The 25198-nt window shown below is 63.9% G+C and carries 23 protein-coding genes; 11 read left to right on the top strand and 12 right to left on the bottom strand.

What is annotated here, in order from left to right; genetic code table 11:
- Positions 1-4: 4 nt before the first annotated feature.
- A complete protein-coding gene (locus ASH00_RS02575; protein ID WP_056544579.1) occupies positions 5-2035 on the bottom strand; it encodes a hypothetical protein in 2031 nt (676 codons plus the stop codon).
- A gap of 161 nt (positions 2036-2196) precedes the next feature.
- Between ASH00_RS02575 and ASH00_RS16565 the strand changes: the two genes are divergently transcribed.
- The 4 genes from ASH00_RS16565 (at position 2197) to ASH00_RS16560 (ending at position 4167) form a co-directional block, all read left to right on the top strand.
- Complete coding sequence (locus tag ASH00_RS16565; protein ID WP_157358971.1) at positions 2197-2343, top strand: hypothetical protein; 147 nt, start codon at positions 2197-2199, stop codon at positions 2341-2343.
- 106 nt (positions 2344-2449) lie between these two features.
- Positions 2450-3136 carry a hypothetical protein gene (locus ASH00_RS02570; protein ID WP_157358970.1) on the top strand — a complete coding sequence of 229 codons (687 nt, stop codon included), beginning with the start codon at positions 2450-2452 and terminating at the stop codon, positions 3134-3136.
- A 25-nt stretch (positions 3137-3161) separates the two neighbouring features.
- The gene (locus tag ASH00_RS16935; RefSeq protein WP_235563125.1) at positions 3162-3656 is read left to right on the top strand and encodes a hypothetical protein; all 495 of its coding nucleotides are present in this window, start codon (positions 3162-3164) and stop codon (positions 3654-3656) included.
- A gap of 49 nt (positions 3657-3705) precedes the next feature.
- A complete protein-coding gene (locus tag ASH00_RS16560) occupies positions 3706-4167 on the top strand; it encodes a hypothetical protein (protein ID WP_157358969.1) in 462 nt (153 codons plus the stop codon).
- Here the strand turns inward: ASH00_RS16560 and ASH00_RS02560 are convergent.
- From ASH00_RS02560 to ASH00_RS02545, 4 genes are all read right to left on the bottom strand, one after another.
- Positions 4157-6028 carry a glycoside hydrolase family 13 protein gene (locus ASH00_RS02560; RefSeq protein WP_056544576.1) on the bottom strand — a complete coding sequence of 624 codons (1872 nt, stop codon included), beginning with the start codon at positions 6026-6028 and terminating at the stop codon, positions 4157-4159. The two genes, ASH00_RS16560 and ASH00_RS02560, sit on opposite strands and share 11 nt — an antisense overlap.
- A 6-nt stretch (positions 6029-6034) precedes the next feature.
- On the bottom strand, positions 6035-6970 hold the full coding sequence (locus ASH00_RS02555) for a sugar ABC transporter permease (protein WP_056544573.1): 936 nt from the start codon (positions 6968-6970) through the stop codon (positions 6035-6037).
- Positions 6970-8565, bottom strand: a complete 1596-nt coding sequence (locus tag ASH00_RS02550) for an ABC transporter permease subunit (protein ID WP_056544570.1) — start codon at positions 8563-8565, stop codon at positions 6970-6972. The genes ASH00_RS02555 and ASH00_RS02550 overlap by 1 nt, the downstream gene beginning before the upstream one ends.
- Positions 8566-8711: 146 nt before the next feature.
- Positions 8712-10007 carry a sugar ABC transporter substrate-binding protein gene (locus ASH00_RS02545; protein ID WP_056544568.1) on the bottom strand — a complete coding sequence of 432 codons (1296 nt, stop codon included), beginning with the start codon at positions 10005-10007 and terminating at the stop codon, positions 8712-8714.
- A gap of 281 nt (positions 10008-10288) precedes the next feature.
- On the opposite strand from ASH00_RS02545, the gene ASH00_RS02540 reads away from it, so the two are divergent.
- Positions 10289-11968, top strand: a complete 1680-nt coding sequence (locus tag ASH00_RS02540; RefSeq protein WP_056544565.1) for a glycoside hydrolase family 13 protein — start codon at positions 10289-10291, stop codon at positions 11966-11968.
- A gap of 38 nt (positions 11969-12006) precedes the next feature.
- Positions 12007-13023, top strand: a complete 1017-nt coding sequence (locus ASH00_RS02535) for a LacI family DNA-binding transcriptional regulator (protein WP_056544562.1) — start codon at positions 12007-12009, stop codon at positions 13021-13023.
- A 73-nt stretch (positions 13024-13096) separates the two neighbouring features.
- On the opposite strand, the gene ASH00_RS02530 is transcribed toward ASH00_RS02535, so the two are convergent.
- From ASH00_RS02530 to ASH00_RS02510, 5 genes are all read right to left on the bottom strand, one after another.
- Positions 13097-13834: a GAF domain-containing protein gene (locus ASH00_RS02530; RefSeq protein WP_056544559.1), complete on the bottom strand. Its 738-nt coding sequence runs from the start codon at positions 13832-13834 to the stop codon at positions 13097-13099.
- A gap of 156 nt (positions 13835-13990) precedes the next feature.
- A complete protein-coding gene (locus tag ASH00_RS16840; RefSeq protein ID WP_056544558.1) occupies positions 13991-15658 on the bottom strand; it encodes a M23 family metallopeptidase in 1668 nt (555 codons plus the stop codon).
- Between the two features lie 332 nt (positions 15659-15990).
- A complete protein-coding gene (locus ASH00_RS02520) occupies positions 15991-16893 on the bottom strand; it encodes a diacylglycerol/lipid kinase family protein (protein ID WP_056544553.1) in 903 nt (300 codons plus the stop codon).
- Positions 16894-16975: 82 nt separating this feature from the next.
- Positions 16976-17467: a Cys-tRNA(Pro) deacylase gene (ybaK, locus tag ASH00_RS02515; protein ID WP_056544550.1), complete on the bottom strand. Its 492-nt coding sequence runs from the start codon at positions 17465-17467 to the stop codon at positions 16976-16978.
- A 4-nt stretch (positions 17468-17471) separates the two neighbouring features.
- Positions 17472-18632 (bottom strand): GGDEF domain-containing protein, encoded by a 1161-nt coding sequence (locus ASH00_RS02510; protein WP_056544547.1) that lies wholly within the window; start codon positions 18630-18632, stop codon positions 17472-17474.
- A gap of 114 nt (positions 18633-18746) precedes the next feature.
- Here ASH00_RS02510 and ASH00_RS02505 point away from each other — a divergent pair, with 114 nt between their 5' ends.
- A complete protein-coding gene (locus ASH00_RS02505; protein ID WP_235563124.1) occupies positions 18747-20054 on the top strand; it encodes a cation:proton antiporter in 1308 nt (435 codons plus the stop codon).
- A 58-nt stretch (positions 20055-20112) separates the two neighbouring features.
- Positions 20113-20769 (top strand): DUF2071 domain-containing protein, encoded by a 657-nt coding sequence (locus tag ASH00_RS02500; RefSeq protein ID WP_056544541.1) that lies wholly within the window; start codon positions 20113-20115, stop codon positions 20767-20769.
- 12 nt (positions 20770-20781) lie between these two features.
- On the opposite strand, the gene ASH00_RS02495 is transcribed toward ASH00_RS02500, so the two are convergent.
- Positions 20782-21060: an acylphosphatase gene (locus tag ASH00_RS02495; RefSeq protein ID WP_056544538.1), complete on the bottom strand. Its 279-nt coding sequence runs from the start codon at positions 21058-21060 to the stop codon at positions 20782-20784.
- Positions 21057-21752: an SDR family oxidoreductase gene (locus ASH00_RS02490; RefSeq protein WP_056544535.1), complete on the bottom strand. Its 696-nt coding sequence runs from the start codon at positions 21750-21752 to the stop codon at positions 21057-21059. Before ASH00_RS02490 ends, ASH00_RS02495 begins: the two co-directional genes overlap by 4 nt.
- A 180-nt stretch (positions 21753-21932) precedes the next feature.
- On the opposite strand from ASH00_RS02490, the gene ASH00_RS02485 reads away from it, so the two are divergent.
- The 3 genes from ASH00_RS02485 (at position 21933) to ASH00_RS02475 (ending at position 25184) form a co-directional block, all read left to right on the top strand.
- Positions 21933-22904: an aldo/keto reductase gene (locus ASH00_RS02485; RefSeq protein WP_056544532.1), complete on the top strand. Its 972-nt coding sequence runs from the start codon at positions 21933-21935 to the stop codon at positions 22902-22904.
- A gap of 7 nt (positions 22905-22911) precedes the next feature.
- Entirely contained in the window at positions 22912-23922 is a 1011-nt protein-coding gene (locus ASH00_RS02480; protein WP_442854333.1) for an SDR family oxidoreductase, read from the top strand.
- Between the two features lie 68 nt (positions 23923-23990).
- Positions 23991-25184 carry a TerC family protein gene (locus ASH00_RS02475; RefSeq protein WP_056544530.1) on the top strand — a complete coding sequence of 398 codons (1194 nt, stop codon included), beginning with the start codon at positions 23991-23993 and terminating at the stop codon, positions 25182-25184.
- Positions 25185-25198: the final 14 nt, after the last annotated feature.

Genomic DNA, 25198 nt, shown 5'->3' with positions numbered 1-25198 from the left:
GGCCCTACCTTCCGCTCTCTTCGATATCCGTAAACTCAATGCCGTCCGTTTTCAGGACCAGACCGGCCAACTCTTCGATCCGGGCCAGCCGCTCCTGCGCCCGGCGCTTCTCCTGCTCCAGTCTGCCCAACACCGCCCGCACCCGCTCCCGCTGCGCGTCCGACACGCGGCGCACCGCCCGACTCCGCCAGTCGGGGCCCTTGCCGCAGCGGAGCGCATGGGCCACCAGCTCCGGCACCAGGCCGCCCGGATCGCCTTCATCGATTCGAAGCACTCGGGCAGGAAAGACGACGACGGCGCCACCCTCCTCATCCACCATCGCCGCAGTTTGCGGCGAAGTGCAGAACACGATGTCGCCGGGTTCCGTCCGGCGTGCCGATGGGTACGTGGAAGCAAGCTCCAGCTGGCCGATACGCCGGGTTCCGGCCTCAAGTTCCCCGAGCAGTTCCGGTACACCGAGCAAACGGACGCCGGTGGTTCCTGAGACGTGTTCACCCTGGACCCGGTTGCCGGGGAAATACCGCAGGGTCTTGGCTACGATTGCGTCTCCGACCAGAAGCGGCGGCAGGTCTCTCCCTCCGCTCCGCACGGCAGCGGTGAGTGACAGCGACGGCCCGGGATGGTCCTGCAGCGACTCTTTGTCCTGCAACAGCTCGGCAAGCGCGTCAATCCGGGCCAGCGCTCCTGCGGGATCGCTCGCTGCGCCCCGCGGCTTCAACGCCGCGCCGGTCAGTGATCCGCGTGCGGTCAGCAGCGACCGGGTTAGCACGATCCGCCCGAACCGAAACGAGTGTGCAAAGACGTCCCGGCGGCTTCCCATCGCCGCTGCAAGGTCGCCGACAAGGTCCTGGATGACGACGTCGTCGAGCGCGTGAGCGGTCAGATCCGCAACCAGCGTCCACCGGTCCGCGAGCGGAACATCATGGTGATCCTGCCCGAGAACCCAGAGCGTGTATTGCTGCCGCGGCTTGTTCCGCACCAACCCGCGCGGAAGGGTCACAGCGGCCCGCACCCGGCCGGAGCGCAAAAGGTCGGCGCGCCGGCGGTCTTCGCTGCGCTTATGAAGTGAGCCGGACAGCACCGACGACGGCGCGACCAGCAGTGCGCGGTTGGTGTTGTCCATGGCATCGACAAGCAGTTCGACCTTCGCCAGCATCTCAGCCGGCGTCATGGAGGGATCGCGCTCGGAGGGGAACTGCGCCACTATGACGGACCCTTCCTGGAATTCCAGCGGGTCAGAGGTGAGCGGCCGGTGCAGGGCGCCGTGCAGCCGCAACCGCCGGTGTGCCAGACGAACCGCGTGATCATCCAAGAGAGGGCTCAGCACAGTGATCGGCGCTGCCTCCGGTGCGCGTCGAAGGACGGCGGGGAGTACGTCTCCGGCGCTCGCGAACGGATCGACCAGGACGCCGTCCGCCGCCGGGCTTCCGAGCTCGAGGGCTGAGGAGGCAAGGAGTTCAAGAGCACCTGGAGCCAGGGCAGTTGCTGCCTGCTCGCGGAGATTCAACCGACGCTTCTCCTGGATCAGCTGTTCAAAAGCGGCCGTGTTGCTGTAGGCCGCGTGCACCAGGTTGTCGCAGTAAGCAGCAGTTTGGATCAGGCTCCCTGTCCGCTCCAGGAACTGGACTTCAGAGAAAAGGAACGCGTCGTCCGGATCCACCTCATCAGCTGCATCCACGAGGTCCGCAGCCGACATTTCCGCGAGCGGGTGCCCGAGCACTTCCCGCAGGGTAATGAGCGCCGTGCACCCGGATAGCTCTGCCGCTTCAGAGGCTTGGAAGGTGGCAGCGAAGGTGAAGGCACCGACGTCGTCGACTGCGTTTGAGTTGTTTCCCCGCCCTGTGGCTGTGAGCCAGTCGACCACGTCGCCGGCATCGAAAACTTCACGACCCTTGGAGTTCCCGCGCACCGGCGGGAAAGGGAAGGCTGAGTCCTTGCTGCGGCTGCGCCACATGGAAACGACCGGACGTTGCACGCCGGCGAGCCGGGCAACGTCGGAGAGCGTGATGCGCTGCTCCAGGGTTTCGGTGTTCACGCTGCTCCTTCCCGGGCGCGCCGCTGGATGGTTTTGAGTGTACGTGCTGGAAGGGACCTTCCAATCTTGGACAGCTGATAACAACGGTTATCAGCTGTCCATAACGAGCGGGCAGGGAATGACCCTACCGTTTCTCCCAACAGCTACAGGAGAGGAACACCATGTACGCAATTGGAGAGAAGCCGGGTATCGGCTCCTATCGAGACGAATCCGGCCACACCATTACGCTCAACGATCCTGATGATGCTCTGCCGCCGTGTTCACGGTGCGGGCGGTTCCAGACCACCACCTGGACACGGGTGCCCTGACCCCGGTCGCGGGATGGGAGATGGGTGGGGGCGTTTCCCATCCCGCGGCCGGCCTTCTACTCACGAGCGCACTGCGCCGACTGACTCAATGAAAGGACGACCAGACATGACTGATGAACAGACTCCGGCCAACGATGGCCAGGACATATCCCCGGCTGCGCCGGGGGAAACGCTGACGCGCGCCAAGGGGGTTGCCTCCAACTCCAGGGCACGATGGATCGCCGCCGGTGCGGCCGTCGTCGTCCTCTTCAGTGGCGGTGCTGCATTCGGGACGGTCCTGCCGGATCCGACACAGAGTGATGAGTATGTGTCCCTGAGTTCCGAGAAGACTGAGCTGGATGCTTCCCTGCGCAGCCTTGAAGAGGATTACCAGGGTGTGCGCGGCAAATACGCAGAACTGCTCGGGGACATCAAGGACCGCGAGCGTGCCGTAGACAGCGAACGCACCGAGGTTGAAGCAAGAGAAGCCGAAGCAGCAGCTGCACAGGAAAAGGTCAAAGCAGCCGAAGCCGCTGTGAAAAAGCGCGAGGAAGCCGTTGCTGGAGCCGAAGCTCAGCAGGCGGCCAACACGATCACTGAGGGGACTTGGACGGTTGGTGTCGACCTAGAGCCGGGAACGTACCGCACGAAAGAAGCTGTCGGTTCTTCCTGCTACTGGGCGATTTACACAAGCGGCACCAACGGCGATGACATACAGCAGAACGACATCCCTGGTGGCGGCCGTCCCACGGTGACACTCGTCGATGGGCAGGACTTCAACACCACACGCTGCGGAGCCTGGCAGAAGCAATAGGGCGGATCAGCGCCATAATGGTCAGATGGGGATGCCTCGAACGTCTCACCACACACTGACCCGGCGGTCAGCGGCGATGCTCGCGGCCGGCTTGATCGGCGCGGGTATCGCCCTGACTGGGTGCAGCACTTTCGGCCCCGGCGCTCCGCCCTGCATGCCGCCCACACATTCGGTGAGCCCGTCAACCGTCGAAATCGGCGAAACGGTGACGGTCCACGCGCAGGATGCTGAGTGCGATCCCCGCTACGGAGGGAGCGCCGAAATTCAGGTAATCGTCACCGACTCACTTGGCCGGAAGATTATCGACACAACCGCACCCATGAACGACGCCGGCGGCTTCAGCTATTCGTTCGAGGTCCCGGAAGAGGCCGCGACAGGGAAAGCAGCGGTTGAGGCTTACCCGCATAACGTTGACTGGTGTGATGACACCGGCCGGAATAATCGTGTGTCCGAGGCTGACGTGCCGCTGCAACGAGTGTCCTGCGCGGCGCGGATAGAACCGCTCACCATCACCGGCTGAGCGTTTCGCCGGGTCAACCGCTTGGCCCCCGGGGGGATCCGACGTCGGAATGTCGACCACAGGCAAAATCAGCTCGACCCTTGTCTTTGCCGGACGCGACGCATACTCTTCGAGAGCTGGCACCCCCTCACAGGCATCCAGAATCATCGCGTCGCCTATCTGGCGGGAAATCGAGCAGGGTGAAATGAGGTCTACCCGAAGTAGCCCTGGTCAGCAGCGATCGTCCCCGCTGGTCGCGGGGGCCTGTATCGCGTTCGCTGTCGCCGGTGCACTGGCCACACTTGGCTGTGTTCTCGCCCTCTACGTTGAATCATCAGAGCTGGGCTCTCCCCTGGATACCGGAATGCGTCCGGGCTACTCAGCTCTGCTGATTGGAGGTGCAGTCGCCGGCATCGCTCTCCCAGCGGCGGTGTGCTTCACAGTACTGCGCGGTTCGCGACGAGTGGTGGTAGTTGTTGCTGTGCTGGCTGCCATAGCGGTGGCGCTCGCAGTACTGGGAATCACGGGCTGAAACCATACCCGACCCCCGGCAACTGCCACAGCCCAATCCCGAGCCCGTCGCCGCTGAAACCTACCGAATCGGCAGCCCACTCCGCCGAGATACTGCCCGTACTCCACAGTTCTGTAGGCTGACCGTCCAAAGGGACACCAATCAGGTCCAACGGAAGCTGAACCTCGTCAAACCCAGACCGTGAAGCCACCACCAACACCGACGCCGACGCATGCTCACGGAGGTACACCAGCACATCCCCCTGCGCATACACCCACCGCAACCCGCCCTCAACCAACGCCGGCACCGCCCGACGCAACCTGCCAAGGTGGGCAACGGCGTCGCACAGGTTCCGGTGTTCCGTCGAGAGCGAGTCCCACGGCATCGGCGTCCGGGAATCCTCACCGTTGACGCCTTCGAGGCCAAACTCGTCACCGGCAAAGAGCGTCGGAATCCCGGGCATTGAAAACAGAATGCCCAGCCCGATCAGCTGTCCACCAGGAACCATGACGGTCGAAGCACGGGCAGTGTCATGCGTGTTCAGCGCGATCATGTTCTGCGTCCGGACCTGCCACGGAAACGCCGCCGCAAACACTGCATGCAGCTCCACGAACTGCTCGGCCGGAATACGGTTGGGCCCGGGCAGGGGAGTCCCGAAGAAGTTCACGTCCGAGGACCCGGCCAGCCACTGCCACAGCGGCCTCGTGAAGTTTGAGTAGGTCATGGCACCGTGCCAGGTGCCGCCGTCGAAATCCCGTGCCGCGTCATTGGTCGATTCCGCAAGGAGCAGGGTGTCTGGATTGACTGACCGCATGGTGGATCGCACAGCAGAAGCCACCGAACGGTTCAGGTCCACGTCCCCATGGCGGCCGGTCATATTCGCCACATCGATCCGCCACCCGTCCAGATTGAACGGAGCCTCCAGGAACCGCGCGACGACGGACGACGGTCCGCTGACGAACCGCTCCCGCAGCGCAGGGGAGAGCCAGTTCAGCTTGGGCAGGCTCGGCACACCGAACCACGACGCGTACTCGGAGCCGTCCTCGGAAAAGTAGTAGAAGCCGGCCTCCTCAGAGGCAGGAGATGTCGACGCCGTCCGGAACCACTCGTGCGCAGCTCCCGTGTGGTTGGTGGTGAGATCACCAATTACCTTCAAGCCCCGCTCATGAGCCGCCGAAACGAGCCGGATCAGCGCCTCATCGCCGCCGAGCAACGGATCCACCATGGCGAACGTCGAGGCGTCGTACCGGTGGTTGGAACGCGCCGGAAAGAAGGGCGTCAGGTACACCACCGTGGCGCCGAGCGAGACGATGTGATCGAGCCGCTCCGTAATCCCGTCGAGGTCGCCGCCGTAGAACTGGCGCGGCGTATCGGGGCCGGTTGGGTGAACCGGAGCATCCCATTCGCAGGGAACCGCCCAATCCGGGGCTTCGGATGCCGCCGACGTGGAACGCCCGAACCGGTCCGGGAAGATCTGGTAGATCACGCCGCTCCGCGCCCAGGAAGGTGCAGGCTCATGGGTCACCATCCGGAAGTCGTGCACATCAGGCGTATCCCGGGTGAAGAACCCCTCGGCGTTCAGCCAGTGCCAGGATGAGCCCTCGGAAGCATCGCCAGCACCAGAAACCTCCAGCAGAAACCGGTACCGCGTCACAGGATTCACCAGCAGAACCGAGGCCTCCCACCAGTCCCACGCACCGTCCGTGCCGAGAGGGACCGCCTCGTCATAGTGCGGCTCCGCATCACGCAGCGACCGGACAAACACCCGCTCCACCGAACCGTATCCCCGCGGTACCCGAAGACGGACCGGCACCGCAGCACCAAGAGCGGGGGAGGGCGGCACATACAGCGCCGATCCGTCGTGATGCGGAACCTGGAACATCGTTCCTTAGCCCTTGACCGATCCGGCCGCGAGCCCGTTCACGATGTACTTCTGCAGGTAAAGGAACAGCGCCATGACCGGCAGGGCAGCCAGCACAGCACCGGCGGCGAACACTCCCCAGTTCTCGGAACGCTGCTGGCCCACATAGGAGTAGAGACCTACCGCGAGGGTCTGGCTGTCCGGGTCATTGAGCACCACACTGGCAATCACAAACTCACTGCTAAGACCGATAAACGCCAACAGCCCGACGACGGCCAGGATCGGCGTCACCAGCGGCAGGATGATCGTGAAAAATACCTGAACGTGGCTGGCGCCATCGATCCGCGCCGCCTCGTCGAGGGACGCCGGAATGGTGTTGAAGAACCCGTACATCAGGTAGGTATTCACACCGAGTGCACCGCCGAGGTACACCATGATCAGCCCTAGCTGGCTGCCCAGTCCCAGCCACGGCACCACATCGGTGATGAAGTTCAGCAGCAGGAAAATTGCGACGACGGCAAGCAGCTGCGGAAACATCTGCAGTACCAGCAGGGACAGCAGGCTGACCCTTCGGCCCTTGAACCGCATGCGGCTGAATGCATAGGCGGCCAAAGCCCCGAGGAAGACCGTTGCTGCCGAGGTGACAACGCCGATCACCAGCGTGTTCATGAACCACTTGCCGAACGGGCGGTTGGGATTGCTGAACAGTTCCTCGAAGTTGCCGAAGTCAATCCGGCTGAAGAGTACGTTGGAACCGGCCATGGTGCCAGTGGAGTTAAGGGCAGCGGACAGAACGTACAGCAGCGGGAAGATCGCAAACGCCGTGGTGATGACCGCGACCAAGTGCCGCCACCCCTTGTCACGGAACCACGCACCGAAGGATTGTTTACGGCGTTCCGGTGGCGGCGTCGTCGTGCCGTGACTGGGCGTAGCGAGGAGCGGTGTGGGGGTTTCGGTAGCCATTAGTTGATCTCCTCGAGAGACTTTGTCTGCCGGAAGCTGATCACGGAGATCACGGCAACGATGAAGAAGATGATGATGGACAGCGCGCTTGCGAGGCCGTAGTCACGCCCCACGCCGCTGCCGAACGCAACCTCGTAAACCATGGTGATGAGGATGTCCGTTGCGCCCACGTTGACCGTGGTGTCCGAAAGCCGCGGGCCGCCGTCGGTAAGCATGTAGATCACGTTGAAGTTGTTGAAGTTGAACGCGAAGCTCGCAATGAGCAGCGGAGCAACCGAGACCAGCAGGAGCGGGAGCTTGATGGAGGTGAAGAGCTTCCACGGGCTGGCGCCGTCGAGCCGTGCGGCTTCGTTGACGTCCTCGGGCAGCGACTGCAGCGCACCGGTGCACACCAGGAACATGTAGGGGAATCCGAGCCACAAGTTGACCAGCAGCACGCTGAACTTCGCGAGCAATGGATCCGTGAGCCACGGGATGTTCGCGCCGCCGAAGAACGTGTTGTTGACGTAGCCGAATTCCGGATTGAGCAGACCGGACCAGACGAGGCCGGCAAGGAAGGCGGGAAACGCGTAGGGCAGGATCATCAGGATGCGGTAGATCTTCTTGCCGCGAAGGTTCGGGTGGTTGAAAGCGTTGGCCAGGAACAGGCCGAGCGCAAACGTGGAGAGCACCGAGATCAGCGCAAAGGTGAACGTCCAGAGGGTCACCTGCAGGAGGGGTCCGCGGATGTCCTCATTGGAGAATGCCTTGACGAAGTTCGCAAAGCCGACGTCGATCTTCCAGCCGGTGTTGAGTTGCTGACCGTCCGCAGAGACAAAGGTTCCCTCGCCGGAGTCTGAGTAGACCGTTCCGGTTTCAGTGTCGGTGAAGGTGTCGGACGCGTCGTCGTAGACGAGGGTTGGGCTGAACACGTACGCAGTGGAGCCGTCGCTGGTGCGCAGGGTTCCGTCGTCGGGATCTTCAGAGAACGGGACGGTCAGCGCAAGGATCTCGGACTGGTTCGCGAGGATCTCGTCGAACTGCAGGGTGCGGTAGTCCTCGAGTTCGGTCGCCTTGCCGGTGCCGTCGGTGACGGCGTTGGAAACTTCTTCGAGCGGTTCTTCCGTGCTGCCGATGCTGATGTCGCCGTCGGGATCGGTGGTGAGGAAGTGCAACTCGCCGCCCTGCTCAACGATGGTGACCCGGTAGGCGGGGGAGTCCGGTACCCGCTGCTGCGCCGCCAGCTGGATGGACAGGATGGCGTCTTCCTTGGTGCTGTTGTGGCCGTCACCGTAGTTGGTGAACGCAACGTAGCCGCTGAAGATCATGACGAACACCTGGAAGAGCAGGAGGAAGAAAATTCCCGGGGCCAGGTACTTGGCGGGCAGCCCGCCGCGCCGGAGGTAGATCCAGTTGATGAGTAGTGTGACCGCAGCGGCCAGCACCAGCACTATCCACTTTTCCTGCAGAAACAGGACAATCAGGACATAGACGGCAAAGGCGTCAACGAGTCCCAGCAGAATGATCTTTGCGAGGAGACCGGCAACGGAATCTGAAGGGCGAAGGGTCCGGGACCGCTTCGTGGACTCGGCGGGGGAGGCAGTGGTGGTGGGCATGCGGCGGAGCTTTCGTTGAGGGCACTTCGGCGAAGCGGGCCGGGGCAGGTAAAAGGCAGTGAGTCAGGTAAGGCAGGTATGGAGGTAAAGCGAAGCCGTTGTGGGCCGGGGTCTGTCCGGCCCACAACGGCTTTCAAAGGGTGGAACTATCCGGCAGCGATCTTCTGCTCGATGTTCTTCACCATTGCCGGCCAGGCCTCTTCCGGCTTGACGGCGCCCTTGATCAGCGCGAGTTCAGTTGCGCCCCAGTCGGCCCAGACTGCCTGCATCTCGGGTACCGCCGGCATCGGAACGCCGTTGGCGCCGATTTCACCGAATGCGGCAACTACGGGATCTGACGCTGCCTTGTCGAAGGACGCGGTCAGTGCCGGGGGACGGCCGCCGACGCTGAACATCGCGTCCTGCGCCTCTTCGGAGGTCAGGTAGTTCACCGCAAACTCATTGGCTGCGAGAGCATTGGAGCTCTGCGAGGAGATGAAGAAGCCGTTGACGCCGATGAACGGCTGGGCGGGTTCATCACCCACGGTGGGCAGCGGATCGATGGCCAGGTTGATACCTGCCTCCTGTGCAGCAGGAACGTTCCACGGGCCGGTCAGGTAGTAAGGGGACTCGCCGGCGAGGAACTTCTCCTTGGCGATGTCTCCTGTGATGTTGGAGTTCAGGACGCCGGAACCGGTGTCGCCCCACTCAACAAGCTTTTTCGCGAACTCAACGCCGTTGGGCTCACCAAGCATCAGCTTCGAGGGATCGTAGCTGCCGTCCTCGTTCTGAGCGAAGACAGGAACGCCCATCGAGGTCTGGAACGGGTACATGTGGTACGGATCCGCCTGCTTGGGATCGAGGCCAACCAGGAACGGGAACTCGGCCTCGCCCGCGTCAACCGCTGCCTGGCCCTTCTCGATGACCTGATCGAAGGTTTCGGAAGCCTCGGAGACCATGTCGGTGTTGCGCAGCAGCGCGATGTTCTCGACTGCGTACGGCACGCCGTACAGGCTGCCCTCGTAGGACATGGCCTGGATTGCGGACTCCTGGAACTCTCCAGCCTTGTCTCCCAGTTCGATGGGAGCAACAACGCCGTTCTCAACGAAGGTGCCGATCCAGTCATGTGGGCCGACAATCAGGTCCGGTCCGTTGCCGGTAGGCACCTGGGTGATGAAGTCATCGCGTACCGCTGCGAAGTCCTTCACAGCGAGATCGATCGAGATGCCGGTGTCTTCCTTGAAGTCGGCAGCGATCTGCTCCAGGGCCGGAGCACGCTCGGCATCGACCCACATGGTCAGGGTGGTTGAGCCGCCTTCTGCGAGGTCGGTCGGTGCTGCGGATTCTCCCGCGGCGGTGTCGGTGGATCCGCCACCGCAGGCGGTGACTGCCAACATCGCGACGGACAAAGCCGCGGTGGCCAGCGTCCGGCGATTCAGGAGTCTGGTTGTTTGCACCTTCATTGGTGAACCTTTCTGTGGCGCCGCGAGGCAGCCGATACTGAGGGTTTGCGCTGCATGGCGCGGTGGTAAATGGAAGACCGATTTGGTTGCGCCGAACACGTCGAATCCGAAACGGAACGAGTGAGGCACAACACATCGTAAGCGCTTGCGGCCGGTCTGCACAACACCACGGCTACGATCGCCCAGTTTCCGCGGAAAACTCGAGTTTCAGCGGTGTTGGCCATTTCCCGACAGCTGTAAGCGCTTCCATTTTCTTAGCAACCGGGGTTAGCATGTTCCCCATGCCCAACGCTGTTTCCCTGACCCCTGCTGTGTCCGCGCAGACTGTAGCGCCCACCTTCCACGAACCCCTTCACACCGCTCACGACGACGACGCCTGGTGGCGCTCGTCTGTGATCTATCAGGTGTACCCGCGGTCTTTCCGGGACCTGAACGGTGACGGCCAGGGGGACCTCGCGGGGATCGCCGCCGAGCTGCACCAGTTGGCCGACCTCAGCATCGACGCGATCTGGATGTCGCCGTTCTACACCTCGCCACAGCGCGACGGCGGCTATGACGTCGCCGATTACTGCGACGTCGACCCGATGTTCGGAACGCTCGACGACTTCGACAAGCTGACTGCCCGCGCATCCGAGCTGGGCGTCAAGGTGATCGTCGACCTCGTTCCCAACCACTGCTCCAGCGAGCACCCGCTCTTCAAGGCTGCCCTTGCCGCCGGGCCGGGCTCGGACGAACGGGCCATGTTCATTTTCCGGGATGGCACCGGACCGGACGGCTCAAACCCGCCGAACAACTGGCAGTCCCACTTCGGCGGGTCCGCGTGGACACGCACACTGAACGACGACGGCACGCCCGGCCAGTGGTACCTCCACCTCTTCGACTCCTCGCAGCCGGACTTCAACTGGGATAACCCTGCCGTCCACGCCGAGTTCGAGCGGATCCTGCGGTTCTGGCTGGACCGCAACGTCACCGGTTTCCGCGTTGACGTTGCGCACGCACTGGTCAAGGCCGAGGGGCTCCCGGATTGGCACGGCCGCCCCGACGGCTGCTCCTCGGACGGATACCCGGGCCACGCCGCGCCGATGTTTGGCCAGAAAGAGATTCACGACATCTACCGCCGGTGGCGGTCAGTTCTTGCAGAGTACGACGGCGACCGCATCCTCTGCGCGGAAGCCAGCATTGATCCGCTGTCCCGTCTGGTGAACTGGGTCCGCCATGACCAGATGCACCAGGCCTTCAACTTCGCCTACCTGAACCACCCCTGGAATGCCGCTGAACTTCGCAGGATCATTACTGACTCATTGCAGGCGTTCGACAGCGTGGATGCGCCGACCACCTGGGTCCTGAGCAACCACGATGTCGCACGGCACGCTACGCGGTTAGGCGAAAACAATCCGGAGGTCGGGCTCGACCGTGCACGGGCGGCGTCGTTGGCCATGCTGGCACTCCCCGGTGGCGTCTACCTCTACCAGGGTGAGGAACTCGGGCTGCCGGACCACCTGGAGATTCCGGACGAGCAGCGCCAGGACCCGACGTTCATCCGCACGGGCGGAGAACGCGTAGGCCGGGACGGGTGCCGGGTTCCGCTGCCATGGCGGGCTGACGAGCCGCACTACGGGTTCGGCTCCACCAGCGGCGGATGGCTGCCCCAGCCGGAAGACTGGTACACCCTGGCGCGCGACGTCCAGCAGTCCGATCCAGATTCCACCCTCAACCTGTACCGTTCGGCGCTCGCACTTCGCAAACAGCTCCGTCTCGGTGCCGGTTCGTTGAGCTGGGCCGCGGATTACGACGGCACGGAAACCATCGCGTTTCTCAACAATGACGTCATGGTGATCATGAACATGGGAGAATCGGTTGCCTACGTACCATCGGGCACGGTCATCGCAGCGAGTCACGCGGATGCCGGTGTAGAAGGCGTCCTGGCGCCGAACCGGTGCGTATGGTTGAAACTCAACTAAGAGGACCGCGCCCGTCCTTTGCTCTGAGGGAGGGCTCTGTGGTTGGCATCAAGGATGTTGCAGCGCTCGCCGGCGTCTCAACCGCCACGGTGTCCCGTGCCCTCAGCGGCAACGGCCAGGTCTCCGAGCGGGCACGGCTGAAGGTTCTTCAGGCTGCAAAGCAGCTGGACTTCGTGCCGTCCTTCTCGGCGTCATCACTCGCCTCGGGCAGGAACCGCAATGTCGGTGTCGTCGTTCCGTCCGTCAATCGCTGGTACTTCTCCCAGATCGTGGACAGCGTTGCGGCGTCCCTTCTGGACGCCGGCTACGACCTGACGCTCTACAACGTGAGTGACGGCGCAGGCCATCGGGACCGCGTCTTCTCCGAGTTCCTGCTGCGCCAACGCTGCGACGGCGTCATCTCCGTTTCCCTACAGCTGTCCGACACTGAGCTCGGACAGCTGCTGGCGGTGGGCAAGCCGATTGTCGGTATCGGTGGTCCCCTTCCCGGCGCTGACACCATCAGCGTCAACGAGTTCGCCATTGCCCAGTTGGCCACCGAACACCTGATCAGTCTGGGACACCGCGGGATCGCCTACATCGGCGGGCCTGAGGACGCTGCCAGGGACTTCAATATCTCGGAAGGCCGCCGCCGCGGCTACGAGGTAGCCATGGAAGCTGCCGGTCTGGAAATTCTTCCCTCATGGCTTGCCTATGCGGACTTCACGATTCCCGGTGGATATGCCAGCGCCAAACAGGTGCTCGGGTATCCCCGGAACCGTCCCACCGCCGTCTTCTGCGCCTCGGATGAGATGGCGATCGGCGCCATTGTTGCCGCACGGGAACTGGGAATCAGGGTTCCGGATGCCCTCTCGGTGATTGGCATTGACGGACATGACCTCGGCGAGGTTTTCGGGTTGACCACCATCGCGCAGTACCCGGCGTTGCAGGGAAGCCGTGCCGTGCAACGAATGCTGCAGCTCTTCGCCGGTCCCGCCGAGTCGGGAGACCGCTCCAACCACACCGCCCACACCGAAATGATTGTGCGCTCCAGCACCGCAGCACCGGCAGCGTAGCGGGCGCTCTCAGCCCTGTGGGGCGTCCGCCGACGGCACTTCAGCTCGCGCGACGCGGGCCGCGCCGCGCGGGTCACCCTGACCGGTTTGCGGTGCCGCTGATCAGCGTCGTCGCCCGGGTTGCGTCGAGCAGTTCACGGGCAACACCGTGCACCCGTGCGTCATGATGCCGCGCTGCGACGTGCAGCATCAGCATTGCTGCTTCGCGACTGCAGCGGTTCTGAGCCATGACCAGAGCCACCGCCGCATCGACCACCGCGCGTGATCTCAGTACGTCAGAGAGGTCGTCGGGATAGTGTTCCGGTTCATGGATACGCAGAGCCTGCTGAAGGATGGTGGATAACGACGCCGCATGTTCTTCCACAGACGCAACCATGGTGGCGTCGAAACCGGCAAGATCCCGCGAATAGCAGTTGAGAGCAGCGGCAGAGGATCCGTCTGTAACTATCGGCACCGCAAGAACCGACCGGATCTGTTCGCCGGAAATCGCGTGAGCGTATCGCCGCCAGCGTGGATCGTCGGCGAGTTGAGGGATCAGGACTGTGTGGCCCGTGCGCAGCGCGATGAGGCAGGGTCCGTCGTCGAACGCATACTGCTGCTCGTCCAGGCGCTGGGCCAGAGCGCTGCTGCTGGCAACGGTGGTGGGCCCGCCGTCACGTTCCACCGTTATGGCGCAGTGCATTGGGACGTCCTGGTTGAACAGCGAAGCGGAAATGGTACCCAGACCGAGCAGGAAACCTGTGAATCCCGGGCTCTCAAGAAGCAGAGCCTGCAACTTTTCACTGTCAGGGATGTCGCGGTCGGTGGCCATGCGGCCTCAATTCTGTACAAGCGCCAGAGCGACTACCCCGACTGACGGCAGGCTACTCGATGCGCATCCTGCCCGTAGGACACCGAACCGCTATGGCGGAGGGGCTTCCTACTGTCGAGACTACGCTCTCTCGGCCATGCGGAGCGCGTGACCTCGCTATGGCGCGGTGGTCAAACCTGGATCGGCTTCCCGCGCCGGCTCTGTCCCGGTGATCGCGGGCGTCGGTGAAACGGCTGCCGAAGCGCACAGTTCCGCAGCCGTGATCGGCTCCTTCGTCGTCGGGTCAAGTACCGGCTCTTTGGTGATCGGGTCGACGATGATGGAATCCGGGTCGATTGCGGGATCGCAAGCCTCCGCAGGATCGGTCACCGAGACCGTCGGGGGAGGCGGAGGTGGGGTGCCGGGGTCTGCAGACGGCGGCGTTGGATCGGCGGGCGCCGGATCCACTGGTGGCGTGGGGTCGACCGGTGGTGTCGGGTCCGGAATGACCGGCGGGGGGTCCACGGGTGGCGTTGGGTCCACGGGTGGCGTGGAGTCGACGGGTGGCGTCGGGTCCACAGGTAGAGGCGTCGGCGTTACAGGATTTACGGGTGGCGTCGGAACGGGCGTGTTCGGCGGCGTTGGATCGAGAGTTCCGGGCGGCGTGCCGGGGTCTGTCGACGGCAGCGTTCCAGGCTCTGTAGGCGGAGGAGTTGTCGTCGAAGGCGGCTGCGTACCCGGCTTGGTCGGAGTCCCGGAGGGCGTCCCCGACGGCGTGCCCGGCCTGGAAGGCGTTGACGTTCCGGGAACCGACGTGCTTGGCGTATCCGAGGGCTGTGTAGCCTTCTTACTGCCCGAAGACGTGCTGCCCGAAGAAGCGCTGCTCGTAGACGTGCTGCCGGAGGACTTGCTACTCGAGGACCTGGTGCTGGAAAGTGCCTTGCCGCTCGCTCGCGGACCCTGAGCCGCCACTTCCGCATCCACACGGGCGGGTGACTTCAGCGCAACCGGCTCAATGGCCGCAGCGGTGGCGAGGTAGGCAACCCAGGCGGTGTCGTCGTCGTTCCCGTTGCCGGTCCCCGGGGTGAAATTGACCAGGCTCGGCATCTCAACCGGGCCACTGCCGTCCAGCGGAATGAGCTTCCAGGCGTCGGGATCAGTGTGACCGCCGTCGAGGATGGTTTCGAAGTGCAGATGGCACCCGGTGGACCAGCCGGTGGTGCCTACCGTGGCGATGACCTGCCCGGCTCCCACGCGGTCTCCGGCCTTTACCCCGATTCCCTCCAGGTGGTTGTAAGTGGTGACGAGGCCGTTGCCGTGGTCAAGCTCCACGCGGTTACCGCCGCCCCAGGGATGCCAACCGGCGGCACGGACAACACCGGCATCCGCTGAAAAGACCCGGGTTCCGCAGGGTGCCGCGAAATCCTGGCCGGAGTGAAATTCATCGTGTTCCCCGGTGATGGGGCTGGTTCGAAGACCGAACGGCGAACTCGGGGTCAGGAACTGCAGGGGGGAGATCAGCATGCCCTTTCCAGGGCGCGGCGTGGAGCTGAGGGACTCAACCGACGACCTCTTGTCAGCGGTAGCCGTGGCACGTGAAGACTCCTGCGCACCGGGAACCTCACGCCCTGGTACCAGCGAATCCGTGGTGCCGAAAGGCAACGCTGTCCCTGGACCCACGAGCTGCTGCTCACCCACATACCCGGTCACCGGAACGATGGCGTCAGAGAAACTTCCTGCTCCCTGGGCGAGCACGGTGCCGGTTGCACCCGCACCGGAGGTCAACGGTGTGGATCCGGGATAGCCAAAGGAGTAGATGACAGCCAGAGCAAGGCAAACGCTCACACCAGACCGAACCGCACGACGACGGCTCCTCAGAACGCTGTGGCCCGATGCCGGCCTGACTTCACTCACTGGTAACTCCCCATGTGTTTCCCCTGATGAAGGTCCGTTACGACCGAACCCCGGGGAGGAATCCGAACAATCAGCCTTCGCCAGGTGCCCGCGAGGGGCCCGAAATTGCTGGTGGCTGACAATCAGCCTACTGGGCTGTTTGCCATGGAGATAGAGTGCTCCGCCACTCTTGTGGAAACCTTGAGTGAACTTCGTGAGCGCTGCGCCAATACCCGGAAACCCATGCTGATTGCTGCGGTGCAGATGCTACTGGAGGGCACATGCTACCGCGGGGCGATGACCTGCCAGGCGTCACACACGACGTCCCAGCGGCGATGCGGGAACGGCCCCCACAGTTCACCGTCATTGCTGACCCTGAATCCATTGCCGTCAACCGCGGTGATTTCCACCGTCTCCCCGCGCCCGATCCGCACATCAGAGCGCCGTGCGTGGTCGCCGCTCTTGAGGCCGAGCGCGTACCCCACCCGTGCAGCGGAACCCACCGACTCCCAGAGCACGACGTCGACAAGCCCGTCATGCGGATTGGCGTCCGGTATGAGCCGGGCGCCTCCGCCGACGGTGCCGCCGAGGCCGAGGGCCACCATCAGCAGCGGACGGGATCCATCATGGAGCAGTTCACCATCCACCCGCACGCTGAGGTGCTGCCCCGGAGAGCTGAACCCCGCAGCGACGGCACCCAGGGGGTACCCGAGTTTTCCGGCCTTCACCTTTTTCAGCTTCTGTTTCAGGTCCGCGCCCTTGGCTGCGGCATCCGCACCGATCCCCACGTGGACAGCGTTGACGGCAACACGGTCTTCGCTGACCAGCAGCTCCATGGTGCGTGCCGGGCCGGACATCACACACTCGGCAGCCTGCAGCGGATCGAGCGGAATTCCCAGTGACCGTGCGAGGTCGTTTCCGGTACCCACCGGGATGATGCCGATGGGCCCTGCGGAGGCCAGTGTGCCGGTCTGGTGCAGGCACTGGATCGCGGCGTGGACCGAGCCGTCGCCGCCCAACAGCACCAGCTGCCTGCCGTCCAGGCTTCCGAGGGCTGAATCCAACTCGCCCAGGTCCTGGGTGCGGGCAAGTTCAAAGGACGTGCCCCGCCTGGCGGAAGCGGAGGCAAGGAAAGAGCCAACGGCGTCGACACTGCGGCGGTATGCGGTTCCGGCGGACGCGTTCACGACCGCCAATATGCCCTGACTATGCACAGGTGCTCTCGTCTGCTGGGGATGGGGACAACTGACCCCACACTAGTACGGGCGGTCAAGCGGAGGCGAGGGCCGCCGTCGTACCGTCAGTTGCACGGAGGAGGTCAGCGGGCGCGAGCTCGATTTCAAGTCCGCGGCGGCCGCCCGAGACGAGGATTGTTTCGAAGGCGAGCGCGGATTCGTCGAGCACCAGCGGGCTGCGGTGCCGCTGTCCCAGCGGCGAGATTCCGCCGAGCACGTACCCTGTTCGCCGTTCAGCGGCAGCGCGGTCCGCCATGGCGGCGCGCTTGCTTCCGCACGCGGCGCCCATCGCTTTGAGGTTCAGTTGGCGGTTGACGGGAACGACGGCGACGGCCAGTTGGGTGCCGGTGTCCACCATGAGCGTCTTGAAGACGCGTGCGGGGTCAACCGCCAGCTTCTCCGCGGCCTCGGTTCCGTAGTGTTCGGACGAAGGGTCATGCACGTAGCTCAGGGTGCGGTGCGGGATGTCCAGCCGTGTCAGCAGCGCGGTGGCAGGAGTGGCGGCGGAAGTTTTGTCTCGGCCCACGGCTTCAGTTCCTGCGGCCGGGAGGGCCCTGAACGGCCCGGTTGCGGCCCAGCGACTTGGCCTCGTACAGGGCGGCGTCTGCCGTGGCGATAACCTCGGCGAGATCCGTTGATTCCGCGTTGATCGCAGCGATGCCGTAACTGACGGTCGGCGGCTCGAATCCCCCGTCAAACGTGGCACGTGCAAAGCGGGTGCTGAGCTGGTTCACGATCGCTTCGGCACGGTTCGAGTCCGCACCGGGCAGCAGGATGACAAATTCCTCCCCGCCGTGGCGGCCCACCAGGTCGGTGGAGCGCACCGTGGCCACACAGATATCCGCGAACGCCTGGAGGACTCCATCTCCTGCGGCGTGCCCGTGAGTGTCATTGACGGCCTTGAAGTGGTCGAGGTCTGCCAGCACCAGGGCGCCGGGAGTCCCGTTACTGCGGATCCGGTTCAGCTCGTTCAGCGCCAGATCCGTAAATCCGGAACGGTTAAGCAGGCCGGTGAGCCCGTCCCGGGTAGCGCGAAGGTGAAGGTCATGGGTCACCTGCTCGTTACTGAGCGCTGCCATGCTGAAGGAGACCACAACCAGAAGTACCAGGGTGATGAGTGTGGTGATCGCGGAATCGAAGTAGGTAGTGAACGTGGGTCCGTCCGGTCCTTCCGTCAGGAAAACGAGCCATCGCCCCAGATAGTAAGCGGCGAGAAGGCCGGCGGCGAGCGCCAGGGATTTGGTGACCCTGCTGGAGGAGCGCTTGATACCCCAGAGCTCCACTGAAGCCAGGGCCAGCAACAGGCACATGAAGGCGAGGAACACAGGGCCGCCTGACCAGTCGTTCGTGGCCGGGCTGTCCAGTGCCGAGACCAGCAGGGTCACCGCCGGTCCGGCGAGAAGCTGCCACACGGGCGCGGGGCGGGCACGCAGCGTTCTGGCGCTGGCCCAGACGCTGGCCACGCCGAGCACCAGCAGCGCGTTCCCGGTGGGGTTGGCCCAGACCTGGTGGGCCGTTCCATCCAGCAGGTAGGCCGCGGACCCGGTGAGGAACAGTGCGAGGGCAATACACCACCAGGCGCTGTAGATCGAGCGCGTGCGCTGAAAGGTGACGAAGTAGAAGAGGCCCAGCAGCGTCACAGCAACCACAGCGAACACAAAACGCACCGTGGTCGTATCAAGAAATTCCATGAGCCCCCCGGCGGTAGCGAGATGGGCACTAGTATCCCATCCGGGGATGCTGCCCGCGACGAAGAGCTTCTGCCCGAGTATCTTTAGGCAACACCCATGCGAGAAGGAGCCAGAGTGCTCAAGCTTTTTGAGGGACCCAGCATTATCTACACGGTGCTCGGCGTCATCGTCTTTGCTGCCGCGTTGCTTCCGCGCCTGCTGCGCCGTGTCCCGATCTCCATGCCGATGGTTTTTCTCTCCGCAGGGGTCCTGGCCTTCGCGCTGATACCGTACCTGCCTACACCCGATCCGGTGAAGTATGAGGTGGTCACCACGCACTTCACCGAGGTGTGCGTCATCATCTCCCTGATGGGTGCGGGCCTGGCCCTCGACCGGCCTCCCGGCTGGCGGTCCTGGTCCACCACCTGGCGGCTCCTCGGAATCGTCATGCCGATCTGCATCCTCGTCTTCACAGTCCTTGGCTACGTGTTCCTGGGACTTGGGCTGGCCAGTGCAATCCTGGTGGCCGCCGCGCTGGCTCCGACTGACCCGGTCCTGGCCTCGGAAGTGCAGGTTGGTGAGCCCGCGGACGGCGAGGAAGGGTTCGACCGCGAGGATGAGGTCCGGTTCGGGCTGACCAGCGAGGCGGGACTTAACGACGGCCTCGCCTTCCCATTCGTCTACCTCGCCATCACCATCAGCCTGGTCGGGGCTGCACCCGGCGTCTGGTTCCCGCAGTGGTTCCTGGTCGACGTCCTATGGCGCATCGGGTTCGGCGTCCTACTGGGTTACGGCACGGGCAAGCTCCTGGGCCGACTCTTCTTTTCCTCCCGCGCGGAATCGTTCCGGATGTCCACCCACTCCGAGGGGTTCGTTGCGCTCGCTGCGACGTTCCTGGCATACGGCGTGACCGAAACGTTCGAGGGGTACGGCTTCATAGCCGTCTTCGTTTGCGCCATCACCATCCGCTCGGCGGAGCGGAACCACGGCTATCACCGCGTACTGCACAGCTACGTGGAACAGCTCGAACGGCTGCTGTCCGTGGTCATCCTGGTGCTGCTCGGCGGGGCTATCGCGAGGGGGCTTCTCGAGACCATCGGCTGGACCGACGTCGTTCTTGCCCTCGCGTTCCTGATCCTTGTCCGGCCTCTTGCGGGATTCCTTGGACTCCTCGGCGGCCAGACGGGCACGCGGGAAAAAGTGGCGCTCGCGTTTTTCGGAGTCCGCGGTATCGGTTCCCTCTACTACCTCGGGTACGGGTTGAGCAACGGTGATTTCGACGCCGAAGCGAACGAGGTCTGGGGTTTCGTCGGCCTCGTCGTGGCGCTTTCCGTTGTGCTGCACGGAATCACGGCAACCCCAGTCATGACAGCGCTCGATCGCCTCCGCCGGCGAAAGGCCCAGGTTGATGGCGGGGGAGACGTGCCGATAACCCATGTCTGATCTCTTCGCCCCTGCTCCGCGGTGGCCGGAGCCCCCGCCACTACTTACGCCCGCGGTCATGGACCAGTTCTGGGGCCATGCCGTCTTCCTCCACTGGCGCATCCCTTCCTCCGCGGCGGCCCGCTTCATGCCAGCGGGAACCGTTCCGGATGAGTACGACGGCGACTCCTGGGTGGGGCTCATCGGTTTCCGCATGCGCGGAGCAGGTTTTGGGCGCGGGGTGCCGGTGCCGTACTTCGGTACGTTCACGGAAGTGAATGTACGGCTCTACTCGCGGGACCGAAACGGCGTGCGCGGCGTCGTTTTCCTCACGCTCGACGCGTCCCGGCTGGCCGTGGTGCTAGGCGCCCGGGCGGCAGGGATCCCGTACGTCTGGTCCCGCTGCCGTGCCTGGCACGGCCCGGACGGCACAGGCTACTCAGTGGACAGGTTCCGGGGCGCGTCGTCGCTATTCTCCGTACTGCCCACCGGGAGCGTTGCTGCCGATCCGCTGTCCGTCCACCTGACCGCGCGGTTTGGCCTCCACTCGCGGTTCTCCGGCCGGACCCTCTACATCCCCAACACCCATACGCCGTGGCCGCTTCAAAGCGCGGTACTGCAGCACTGGGATGGTTCCCTGGTGCAGGCTGCAGGCCTGGCAGTGGAGGGACCCCCGGAATCGGTGCTCTATTCGCCGGGCGTGCAGACCCAGTTCGGGATGCCCCGCAGGCTTTAAGGGTGACCGCCGCTAGTCGGTGACGAAGCCTGTGAGTCCGCTGGCGCCGTCGTCGTGCAGGTCCGCTTCCACCTTCTCAACGCGGCCGGGAGCATCTGCGGAGCGCAGCCACTTCAGCAGCTGTTCAACGGCTGACGACGGTCCGGCGGCAACAACCAGCACCGAACCGTCCGGCCGGTTGGTGGCCGAACCGACCAGCCCAAGATGCTCCGCCTGCTGCCGGGTCCGGTAGCGGAAGCCGACGCCCTGCACCTCGCCCGTAACCGTCGCGGTGAGCCGAACCGTGCTCATGCCATTCCCGAGGGACGGATATTGAGGGACTCCACTGCCGAATCACGCGAGGCGTCAACTGCAAGACGCACTGCCTTGGCCACCTGGGCCGGCTGGATCCAGGCACCGGGGGAGTACTCCTTGCCCTCGAAGTCGTGAAGTTCGGCCTGCATGTCCGTCGCCACCCGTCCGGGGTGGATCGAGGACACCCGGACGCCGTTGGGCCGCTCCTCTTCCCGAAGGGCGTCAGTGAGCGCGCGGAGGGCAAACTTGGTGCCGCTGTAGACAGACGAGCCCGCGCCGGAGCTGTAGCCCGAACCCGAGTTGATCGCGATGACCTGCCCGCGGGCCTCGCGGAGGGCAGGCAGCAGGAGCCGGGTCAGCTTTGCGACGGCGAAGACGTTGATGTCGAAGCTTGTCTGCCAGGTTTCGTCAGCGAGATCGGCAACCGTGCCCATCTGCAGGACGCCGGCGGAGTGCACCAGGACATCCAGGCGGTGGATGCCGGCGATGTCGGCGTCCGTTACCTCGCGGACGTCCACGGCGAAGGATTCCGCTGACGGGTAGGACGCCGCCAGGGCATCCAGTGCCGCACGGTCCCGGCCGCCCAGCAGTAGGTGATGGGTGGGCGCGAGCTCATCGGCAATGGCGCGGCCGATGCCCCGGGAGGCTCCGGTAATAAGCGCCACGGGTAGCGGATTTGAAGAAGTCATGGGTGAAATCCTAGGTGCCGGGGAACTTTTGCGCAGATCCGGCGGGTCCGCCAGCGCTCCAAGTCACCGGAGGTGCGCAATTGTTTCCCGCTAGCTGTCACCCCCTAGCGCACGGGCGCCGAGCTTGGCAGGATGGAAAGCGGATTCCCGCACGTTCATCCCCGAGAGGAACTCTTCCTGATGCAGTACACCCACCTTGGCCGCTCCGGCCTGTCCGTTTCCCGCCTGTGCCTCGGCACCATGAACTTTGGGCCCAAGACCGAAGAAGCGGATTCGCACTCCATCATGGATTCGGCCCATGCCTCCGGGATCAACTTCTTCGACACCGCCAACGTGTACGGGTGGGGCGTGAACAAGGGCCGCACCGAAGCGATTGTGGGGCGCTGGTTCGCAAAGGGTGGGGGACGCCGTGAGAAGACGGTGCTGGCGACGAAGCTCTACGGTGACATGGATGAGTGGCCCAACAACGGCAAACTGTCCGCACTGAATATCCGCCGCGCGCTCGACGCCAGCCTGAAGCGTCTCCAGACCGACTACATCGACCTCTACCAGTTCCACCACGTCGACCGGGACACGCCTTGGGACGAGATCTGGCAGGCCGTCGAGGTTGCCGTCCAGCAGGGCAAGATACTGTACTCCGGCAGCAGCAACTTCGCCGGCTGGCACATTGCCCAGGCGCAGGGGGCCGCTGCTCGCCGCAACTACACGGGCCTCATCAGCGAGCAGTCCATCTACAACCTGCTCACCCGCACCGTGGAGCTCGAAGTTCTCCCTGCCGCCCAGGAATACGGGCTAGGCATCATCCCCTGGTCGCCGCTGCATGGCGGGCTGCTGAGCGGTGTCCTGAAGAAGGAGAATGAAGGCGTCCGCCGTCTCGAGGGCCGCGCCGCCGACACCCTTGAAAAGCACCGGGATCAGATTCAGCGCTACGAGGATCTGGCTGAGAAGCTCGGCCACTCGCCGGCGGACCTGGGCCTTGCCTGGCTCCTTGCGCAGCCTGCCGTCACGGCGCCGATCATCGGCCCACGAACCCAGGAACAGCTCGACGGCGGCCTGCGTGCGCTTGAGATAGAGCTCGACGACGACACCCTGTCCACGCTCGATGACATCTTCCCGGGCCACAAGACTGCGCCCGAGGATTACGCGTGGTGAGCCCCGCGTGAGGATTCTCTGCATCGGCGGAACCGGTGTCATCAGCACGGCCGTCGTCGACCGGGCGCTCGCGCAGGGCTATTCCGTCACAGTCCTCAACCGGGGAACCACCACCGAGCGCCCGGTGGCATCGCGAGCGGAAGTGTTGACCGCTGATATCCGGAAGCCGGACGAAGTCCGTGCTGCGCTCGGCAACCGCACGTTCGACGTCGTCGTCGACTTCGTGGCTTTCACCCCCGACCACATCGCTGCCGACATTGAACTGTTCACCGGGAAAACCGGCCAATACGTGTTCGTCAGTTCCGCCTCGGCATACCAAAAACCGCCGGCGGCCCTTCCCATTCGTGAGTCCACTCCGCTGCGCAACCCGTTCTGGCAGTACTCGCGGGAGAAAATTGCCTGCGAGGACCTGCTGGTGGCCGAGTACCGGGAGCGCGGCTTCCCCGTCACCATCGTGCGGCCGTCACATACGTACGACCACACGAAGATCGCCATCGCAGGCGGCTGGACGGACATCGCACGGATGCGGGCGGGACGGCCGGTGTTGGTCCACGGTGACGGCACCTCCCTGTGGACGCTGACGCACAGCACTGACTTCGCGAAGGCGTTTGTCGGGCTGCTTGGACTGCCGCAGGCGATCGGGGACAGCTTCACCATCACCTCTGACGAGTTTCTGACCTGGAACCGGATCTACCAGTTGTTCGCGGAGGCCGCGGGGGTGCCGGAACCCCAGCTGGTCCATGTCGCGTCCGAGACTATCGCCGCCCACCTTCCGGACCTCGGTTCCCAACTGCTCGGCGACAAGTCCCACTCTGTGATCTTCGACAACTCCAAGGTCAAGGGGCTGGTACCGGACTTCACCTGCACAACCCCGTTTGTCCTTGGAGCGCGTGAGATCCTCGCCTGGTATGACGCCGATCCCAACCGCCAGGCGGTCGATTACGAACTGGATGCAGCGTTCGACCGGATTATCGCTGCGGCGCAGAATCAGCGGGACGGGCTTTCTACCGGTAGCTGAACTGCTTGCAGGCGTGCTGAACGTGGAACTACGGTGAAGTTACAGCCCACTGCCGAGGAGATATTCGCATGGAAGTGCCCACACTTGTTTGGATTCTGACGATCGCAGGAATTGTGGGGCTGCTTCTCTTCGATTTCTTCTTCCACGTGCGCAAGGCGCACACCCCGTCCCTGAAGGAAGCCAGCGTCTGGTCCGCCATCTATGTGGGCATCGCGGTGCTGTTCGGCGTGGGAGTGCTGATCTTTGCCGGTCCCCAGTACGGCACGGAATATTTCGCCGGGTACATCACGGAGAAGGCACTCTCCGTGGACAACCTGTTTGTCTTCCTCATCATCATGACCACGTTCAAGGTGCCGCGGGCGGACCAGCAGAAGGTGCTCCTGTTCGGCATCGTCTTTTCGCTGATCGCACGGACCGGGTTCATTTTTCTCGGTGCCGCGCTGATTAACTCCTTTGCCTGGGTGTTCTACATCTTCGGTCTCATCCTGCTGATCACGGCCGGCAACATCCTCAAGCCGAAAAACATGGAGGAGGAAGAAACCTTCATTGTCCGGATGGCGCGCAAGTTCCTGCCGGCCACGGAACATTACGACGGCGACAAACTCTTCACCGTTGAGAACGGCAAGAAGGTCCTTACCCCGATGCTGCTGGTGATGGTGGCCATCGGCGCTACGGACATCCTGTTTGCGCTTGATTCCATCCCCGCCATCTTCGGTCTGACGCAGAGCGTCTTCATCGTCTTCACCGCCACCGCTTTCTCCCTGATGGGGTTGCGCCAGTTGTACTTCCTTCTTGATGGGCTGTTGGACCGGCTGGTCTACCTTTCGTACGGCCTCGCCGCGATCCTCGGTCTCATCGGGGTGAAGCTGATGCTGCACGCGCTGCACGAGAACAACGTCCCGTTCATCAACGATGGCCAGCCGGTCAACGTGGTGGAAATTTCCACCGGGCTTTCCCTCAGCCTGATCCTCGGCATTTTGTTGGTGACGGTCATTGCTTCCCTGGTGAGCCCGAAGGGGAAGGCCAAGACCCTCATCTCCGGTGCCCGGCGCCACGCCATCGAGTACCTCGACCTCAACTACGAGACAGACATCAACGAGCGGGAGCGTATCTTCGAGAAGATGTGCGCCGAAGAGGCCATGCTCAAGAAGCAGCCGGAAAAGTACAAGCGCTATATCCGGAACGAGACCGAGTTCAAGGCACTCCTTACCCGTGCCCACGAGGAGCATGAAGCCGCACTCGAACGCGAGCCCACGCGTTAACTCGCGCACGCCCG

It is taken from the genome of Arthrobacter sp. Soil782, from assembly GCF_001428435.1.
Lineage (GTDB): Bacteria > Actinomycetota > Actinomycetes > Actinomycetales > Micrococcaceae > Arthrobacter_D > Arthrobacter_D parietis.
Note: the sequence above shows the minus strand (reverse complement) of the source record. Positions and strands in the feature narration are given on the sequence as shown.

Bases quoted from the DNA above. Each gene is read 5' to 3' on its own strand.
- ASH00_RS16565 (WP_157358971.1), top strand. From the start codon at position 2,197: ATGTACGCAATTGGAGAGAAGCCGGGTATCGGCTCCTATCGAGACGAA.
- ASH00_RS02570 (WP_157358970.1), top strand. From the start codon at position 2,450: ATGACTGATGAACAGACTCCGGCCAACGATGGCCAGGACATATCCCCG.
- ASH00_RS16935 (WP_235563125.1), top strand. From the start codon at position 3,162: ATGGGGATGCCTCGAACGTCTCACCACACACTGACCCGGCGGTCAGCG.
- ASH00_RS16560 (WP_157358969.1), top strand. From the start codon at position 3,706: ATGTCGACCACAGGCAAAATCAGCTCGACCCTTGTCTTTGCCGGACGC.
- ASH00_RS02560 (WP_056544576.1), bottom strand. From the start codon at position 6,028: ATGTTCCAGGTTCCGCATCACGACGGATCGGCGCTGTATGTGCCGCCC.
- ASH00_RS02555 (WP_056544573.1), bottom strand. From the start codon at position 6,970: ATGGCTACCGAAACCCCCACACCGCTCCTCGCTACGCCCAGTCACGGC.
- ASH00_RS02550 (WP_056544570.1), bottom strand. From the start codon at position 8,565: ATGCCCACCACCACTGCCTCCCCCGCCGAGTCCACGAAGCGGTCCCGG.
- ASH00_RS02545 (WP_056544568.1), bottom strand. From the start codon at position 10,007: ATGAAGGTGCAAACAACCAGACTCCTGAATCGCCGGACGCTGGCCACC.
- ASH00_RS02540 (WP_056544565.1), top strand. From the start codon at position 10,289: ATGCCCAACGCTGTTTCCCTGACCCCTGCTGTGTCCGCGCAGACTGTA.
- ASH00_RS02530 (WP_056544559.1), bottom strand. From the start codon at position 13,834: ATGGCCACCGACCGCGACATCCCTGACAGTGAAAAGTTGCAGGCTCTG.
- ASH00_RS02510 (WP_056544547.1), bottom strand. From the start codon at position 18,632: ATGGAATTTCTTGATACGACCACGGTGCGTTTTGTGTTCGCTGTGGTT.
- ASH00_RS02500 (WP_056544541.1), top strand. From the start codon at position 20,113: ATGGACCAGTTCTGGGGCCATGCCGTCTTCCTCCACTGGCGCATCCCT.
- ASH00_RS02495 (WP_056544538.1), bottom strand. From the start codon at position 21,060: ATGAGCACGGTTCGGCTCACCGCGACGGTTACGGGCGAGGTGCAGGGC.
- ASH00_RS02490 (WP_056544535.1), bottom strand. From the start codon at position 21,752: ATGACTTCTTCAAATCCGCTACCCGTGGCGCTTATTACCGGAGCCTCC.
- ASH00_RS02485 (WP_056544532.1), top strand. From the start codon at position 21,933: ATGCAGTACACCCACCTTGGCCGCTCCGGCCTGTCCGTTTCCCGCCTG.
- ASH00_RS02475 (WP_056544530.1), top strand. From the start codon at position 23,991: ATGGAAGTGCCCACACTTGTTTGGATTCTGACGATCGCAGGAATTGTG.